The organism is Burkholderia sp. E168m23, assembly GCF_016586125.1.
In the GTDB taxonomy this organism is placed as follows: domain Bacteria; phylum Pseudomonadota; class Gammaproteobacteria; order Burkholderiales; family Burkholderiaceae; genus Burkholderia; species Burkholderia orbicola.
Map to the genome: position 1 here is coordinate 1 of NZ_BCPP01000457.1, position 5586 is coordinate 5586.

Sequence of the window (5586 nt, forward strand, 5' to 3'; positions counted from 1 at the left end):
CGTCCAGCGCGCGGCGCACCTTCAGCGCGAATTCGTGTTCTCGGTTTGCGGAGCTCATAGCGTGATTCCTTTGGCCTTGAGCGCTTGCGCCAGGGTATGAGTGGCTCGTGAGCAGTGCGTCTTGACGCTGCCCTCGGAGCACCCCATTGCGGCGGCAGTCTCGGCGACATCCATATCTTCCCAATAACGCATCAGGAACGCTTCCCGTTGACGCGCCGGAAGTTTCTGGATTTCTTCGTCGATCAGGGCCAGAACCTGCTCTCGTTCGAGGCGGTGCTCGCTGCTCTCGACGCCCGCGTTGTCGTCCGCGGATTCGAGTGTTTCGAGCGGGTCGAAGTCGTCGTCGTCGGTGTTGTTCAGCGACGAGAAGAGCGTCACCCACGTATTGCGGACCTTCTGCCGGCGGAACCAGTCGTGGATCGCGTTCTGCAGGATCCGCTGAAAAAGCAGCGGCAGCTCGGCCGACGGCCGGTCGCCGTACTTTTCCGCGAGCTTGATCATCGCGTCCTGCACGATGTCGAGCGACGCATCGTCGTCACGCACGGCGTACGCAGCCTGCTTGAACGCGCGCCTTTCGACGCCCGCCAGAAAGTCGGCGAGTTCCTTGTCTGATGCCATTCCGTGAAGGTATGCGCTGCGGCCCGCTGCGTGGTGTAAAAGGTCGAAAAATTTCGTAAAACCCGCGGATGCTATCAAATTTTCGCGCGGCTTGGCACCGGGTCGGGCGCCGCACGTTGCGCGCGAGCCGCGCCGGCGGGGCGCCCGGCGGCGTGCATGATGCGCTGCGGGATATTTTGCTTGACGGCCCCAGCGCGACCCGCTATCGTCAACGATTCGCAACATGAAGTGATGGTCTCATTTGAGGCTGGCCCAAGAAGCCCGCCCTTCAAACTGGACGCGCCGCTTGAACCCGAGCCACAAGCCCGGCAGAGAGCACCCGATCAATTTTTTGCCGAAAATTCGAAAGGTCAAAATGAACATGCCCAGCGCGGAATTCTCCACGTCGGAACCCCTTTCCCCTCCCGATAGCGACTCCATCGGCGGTACCGTGCTCATGAAGGCACTGGCCGACGAAAACGTCGAATTCATCTGGGGCTACCCCGGCGGCTCGGTTCTCTACATCTACGACGAGCTGTACAAGCAGGACAAGATTCAGCACGTGCTGGTGCGCCATGAACAGGCGGCCGTGCACGCAGCCGATGCGTATGCGCGCTCCACCGGCAATGTCGGCGTCTGCCTCGTGACGTCGGGCCCCGGTGTCACCAACGCGGTGACCGGCATCGCAACGGCTTACATGGATTCGATCCCGATGGTCGTGATCAGCGGCCAGGTGCCGACTGCCGCGATCGGCCAGGATGCGTTCCAGGAATGCGACACCGTCGGCATCACGCGTCCGTGCGTGAAGCACAACTTCCTCGTGAAGGACGTGCGCGACCTCGCGGCAACCGTCAAGAAGGCGTTCTATATCGCCCGCACCGGCCGTCCGGGCCCGGTGCTGATCGACATCCCGAAGGATATCTCGAAGACGCCGTGCCAGTACGAGCCGATCAAGAGCGTGTCGCTGCGTTCGTACAACCCCGTCACGAAAGGCCATTCGGGCCAGATCCGCAAGGCCGTGTCGCTGCTGCTGACCGCGAAGCGTCCGTACATCTACACGGGTGGCGGCATCATCCTCGCCGACGCGTCGCGTGAACTGAACCAGTTCGCGGACCTGCTCGGCTACCCGGTCACGAACACGCTGATGGGCCTCGGCGGCTATCGCGCGTCGGACAAGAAATTCCTCGGCATGCTCGGCATGCACGGCACCTACGAAGCGAACATGGCGATGCAGCACTGCGACGTGCTGATCGCGATCGGCGCCCGCTTCGACGACCGCGTGATCGGCGACCCGGCGCACTTCGCGTCACGCCCGCGCAAGATCATTCACATCGACATCGACCCGTCGTCGATTTCGAAGCGCGTGAAGGTCGACATCCCGATCGTCGGCGACGTGAAGGAAGTGCTGAAGGAGCTGATCGAGCAACTGCAGACGGCCGAGCATGGCCCCGACACCGAGGCGCTCGCGCAATGGTGGAAGGACATCGAAGGCTGGCGCGCGAAGGACTGCCTGAAGTTCGACCGCGAAAGCGAGATCATCAAGCCGCAGTACGTGGTCGAAAAGGCGTGGGAGCTGACGGACGGCAATGCGTTCGTGTGCTCGGACGTCGGCCAGCACCAGATGTGGGCCGCGCAGTTCTACCGTTTCAACAAGCCGCGTCGCTGGATCAACTCCGGCGGCCTCGGCACGATGGGCTTCGGCCTGCCGGCGGCGATGGGCGTGAAGATGGCCCATCCGGACGACGACGTGCTGTGCATCACGGGCGAAGGCTCGATCCAGATGTGCATCCAGGAACTGTCGACCTGCCTGCAGTACGACACGCCCGTGAAGATCATTTCGCTGAACAACCGCTACCTCGGCATGGTCCGCCAGTGGCAGCAGATCGAATACAGCAAGCGCTATTCGCATTCGTACATGGATGCGCTGCCCGATTTCGTGAAGCTCGCCGAAGCGTACGGCCATGTCGGCATGCGGATCGAAAAGACTTCGGATGTGGAGCCGGCGCTGAAGGAAGCGTTGCGCCTGAAGGACCGCACCGTGTTTCTCGACTTCCAGACCGATCCGACCGAAAACGTCTGGCCGATGGTACAGGCCGGCAAGGGCATCACCGAGATGCTGCTCGGATCGGAAGATCTGTAACGGCGCGACGCGCGTCTGGCCCGATGCGGCCGCCTTCACGAAGGGCGGTGCGGCACGCGGCGGCGCGCGGCGCGAGTGAATCGACACGGACACATTCTGGAAGAAGCGAACATGAGACACATCATTTCCGTCCTGCTGGAGAACGAACCGGGCGCGCTGTCGCGCGTGGTCGGCCTGTTTTCCGCACGCGGCTACAACATCGAAACCTTGACGGTGGCGCCGACCGAAGACCAATCGCTGTCGCGGCTCACCATCGTTTCCATTGGCTCCGACGACGTGATCGAACAGATCACGAAGCATCTGAACCGCCTTATCGAGGTGGTGAAAGTGGTGGACCTGACCGACGGTGCACACATCGAACGCGAGCTGATGCTGATCAAGGTACGTGCAGTGGGCAAGGAGCGCGAAGAAATGAAGCGGATGTCGGACATTTTCCGCGGCCGCATCATCGACGTGACCGAGAAGACCTACACGATCGAATTGACGGGCGCGAGCGACAAGCTCGACGCATTCATCCAGGGGCTGGACGCGGGCGCGATCCTCGAGACCGTGCGCACCGGCAGCTCCGGCATCGGACGCGGCGAGCGCATCCTGAAGGTGTGATGCCGACATAGCCAAAGAGGCACGCCGGGTGCGCCGTCATGTCCCGGCCCGCAGTACTCCATCCGAACGAATTATTGAATTTTTTGAATTAGCGAAGGAACCATCATGAACGTTTTCTACGACAAAGACGCTGACCTCTCCCTCATCAAGGGCAAGCAAGTCACGATCATCGGCTACGGCTCGCAAGGCCATGCACACGCGCTGAACCTGAAGGACAGCGGCGTGAACGTGACGGTCGGCCTGCGCAAGGGCGGCGCGTCGTGGAGCAAGGCCGAAAACGCCGGCCTGTCGGTCAAGGAAGTCGCGGAAGCGGTGAAGGGCGCGGACGTCGTCATGATGCTGCTGCCGGACGAGCAGATCGCCGACGTGTACGCGAAGGAAGTCCACGCGAACATCAAGCAGGGCGCGGCGCTCGCATTCGCGCACGGCTTCAACGTGCACTACGGCCAGGTGATCCCGCGCGCCGACCTCGACGTGATCATGATCGCGCCGAAGGCGCCGGGCCACACCGTGCGCGGCACGTACTCGCAAGGTGGCGGCGTGCCGCACCTGATCGCGGTGGCGCAGAACAAGTCGGGCGCGGCACGCGACATCGCGCTGTCGTACGCGGCGGCAAACGGCGGCGGCCGTGCAGGCATCATCGAGACGAACTTCCGTGAAGAAACCGAAACCGACCTGTTCGGCGAACAGGCCGTGCTGTGCGGCGGTACCGTCGAGCTGATCAAGGCGGGTTTCGAGACGCTGGTCGAAGCCGGCTACGCGCCGGAAATGGCGTACTTCGAGTGCCTGCACGAGCTGAAGCTGATCGTCGACCTGATCTACGAAGGCGGCATCGCGAACATGAACTACTCGATCTCGAACAACGCCGAGTACGGCGAGTACGTGACCGGCCCGCGCGTCGTCACGGAAGAGACGAAGAAGGCGATGAAGCAGTGCCTGACCGACATCCAGACGGGCGAGTACGCGAAGAGCTTCATTCTCGAGAACAAGGCAGGCGCCCCGACGCTGCAGTCGCGCCGCCGCCTGACGGCCGAGCACCAGATCGAGCAGGTCGGCGCGAAGCTGCGTGCGATGATGCCGTGGATCGCGAAGAACAAGCTCGTCGACCAGACGAAGAACTAAGCACCTCGTGCTGTTCCGGCCCTTCGAGTGGAGGGTCGGCATCAAAAAGCCGTCCGAAGGCAGCAGTGCCCCGGGCGGCTTTTGTTATGCTACGTGCTTTGCAATTCACCGAACACAGAACGAATCCATGAACTATCCTCATCCGATCATCGCGCGCGAAGGCTGGCCGTTCATCGCGATTGCAGCCGTCGTCGCGCTGTTGATCCATGCCGTCGGGGGCTTCGGCTTCGCGTGGCCGTTCTGGCTGCTGCTCGTCTTCGTCGTCCAGTTCTTCCGCGATCCGCAGCGCCCGATCCCGGCGCAGCCGAACGCGGTGCTGTGCCCGGCAGACGGCCGCATCGTCGCGGTCGAGACCGCGCAGGATCCGTACGCGAACCGCGAAGCGCTGAAGATCAGCGTGTTCATGAATGTCTTCAATGTCCATTCGCAGCGTTCGCCGGTCGATGGCGCGATCAGCAAGGTCGAGTATTTCCCGGGTGCGTTCCTGAACGCGGCGATCGACAAGGCGTCGACCGAGAACGAGCGCAATGCGGTCGTGATCCAGACGGCGAGCGGCAAGACCGTCACGTCCGTGCAGATCGCCGGCCTGATCGCCCGCCGGATCCTCTGCTACGTGCGCGCCGGCGAGCCGCTGTCGCGCGGCCAGCGTTACGGGTTCATCCGCTTCGGTTCGCGCGTCGACGTGTACCTGCCGCTCGGCAGCCGCGCGAAGGTGTCGATCGGCGAGAAGGTCTACGCGTCGTCGACGATCCTCGCCGAGCTCGAACAGTAAGCGGCGGGGCGCACGATGGCCGCATTCAAACCGCGTCGGCCGCGTAACGGCTCCGGCCAGACGCCACGCCCGTTCCGCCGCAACAAGGTGATGGCGCCCGATGCGGCGCCGCTCGAGAGCCGCCGCGCCGCGCGCCAGCGGTTCCTGAAGACGCGCGGCATCTATCTGCTGCCGAACGCATTCACGACCGCCGCGCTGTTCTGCGGCTTCTTCGCGGTCGTGCAGGCGATGAACGTACGCTTCGAGATCGCCGCGATCGCGATTTTCGTGGCGATGGTGCTCGACGGGATGGACGGGCGCGTCGCGCGCATGACCCATACGCAGAGCGCGTTCGGCGAGCAGTTCGATAGCC

6 protein-coding genes are annotated in these 5586 nt (G+C 63.2%); 5 read left to right on the top strand and 1 reads right to left on the bottom strand.

Going from position 1 to position 5586, the window contains the following annotated elements:
- Window positions 1-54: 54 nt before the first annotated feature.
- The gene (locus tag JMF90_RS21910; RefSeq protein WP_006478250.1) at window positions 55-618 is read right to left on the bottom strand and encodes an RNA polymerase sigma factor; all 564 of its coding nucleotides are present in this window, start codon (window positions 616-618) and stop codon (window positions 55-57) included.
- 355 nt (window positions 619-973) lie between these two features.
- Here JMF90_RS21910 and JMF90_RS21915 point away from each other — a divergent pair, with 355 nt between their 5' ends.
- The 5 genes from JMF90_RS21915 to JMF90_RS21935 form a co-directional block, all read left to right on the top strand.
- On the top strand, window positions 974-2737 hold the full coding sequence (locus tag JMF90_RS21915; protein ID WP_006478251.1) for an acetolactate synthase 3 catalytic subunit: 1764 nt from the start codon (window positions 974-976) through the stop codon (window positions 2735-2737).
- 111 nt (window positions 2738-2848) lie between these two features.
- Window positions 2849-3340, top strand: a complete 492-nt coding sequence (gene ilvN, locus JMF90_RS21920) for an acetolactate synthase small subunit (RefSeq protein WP_006398781.1) — start codon at window positions 2849-2851, stop codon at window positions 3338-3340.
- A gap of 105 nt (window positions 3341-3445) precedes the next feature.
- Window positions 3446-4462, top strand: coding sequence for a ketol-acid reductoisomerase (gene ilvC / locus JMF90_RS21925; RefSeq protein WP_006478252.1), 1017 nt, complete (start codon window positions 3446-3448; stop codon window positions 4460-4462).
- Window positions 4463-4589: 127 nt separating this feature from the next.
- On the top strand, window positions 4590-5234 hold the full coding sequence (locus tag JMF90_RS21930) for a phosphatidylserine decarboxylase (RefSeq protein WP_006478253.1): 645 nt from the start codon (window positions 4590-4592) through the stop codon (window positions 5232-5234).
- Between the two features lie 15 nt (window positions 5235-5249).
- Window positions 5250-5586, top strand: a 337-nt coding sequence (locus tag JMF90_RS21935; RefSeq protein ID WP_201325424.1) for a phosphatidylcholine/phosphatidylserine synthase, incomplete at its 3' end; no start/stop codon positions are given.

Coding starts and splice junctions, on each gene's coding strand:
- JMF90_RS21915 (WP_006478251.1), top strand. CDS start 974: ATGAACATGCCCAGCGCGGAATTCTCCACGTCGGAACCCCTTTCCCCT.
- JMF90_RS21930 (WP_006478253.1), top strand. CDS start 4,590: ATGAACTATCCTCATCCGATCATCGCGCGCGAAGGCTGGCCGTTCATC.
- ilvC (WP_006478252.1), top strand. CDS start 3,446: ATGAACGTTTTCTACGACAAAGACGCTGACCTCTCCCTCATCAAGGGC.
- JMF90_RS21910 (WP_006478250.1), bottom strand. CDS start 618: ATGGCATCAGACAAGGAACTCGCCGACTTTCTGGCGGGCGTCGAAAGG.
- ilvN (WP_006398781.1), top strand. CDS start 2,849: ATGAGACACATCATTTCCGTCCTGCTGGAGAACGAACCGGGCGCGCTG.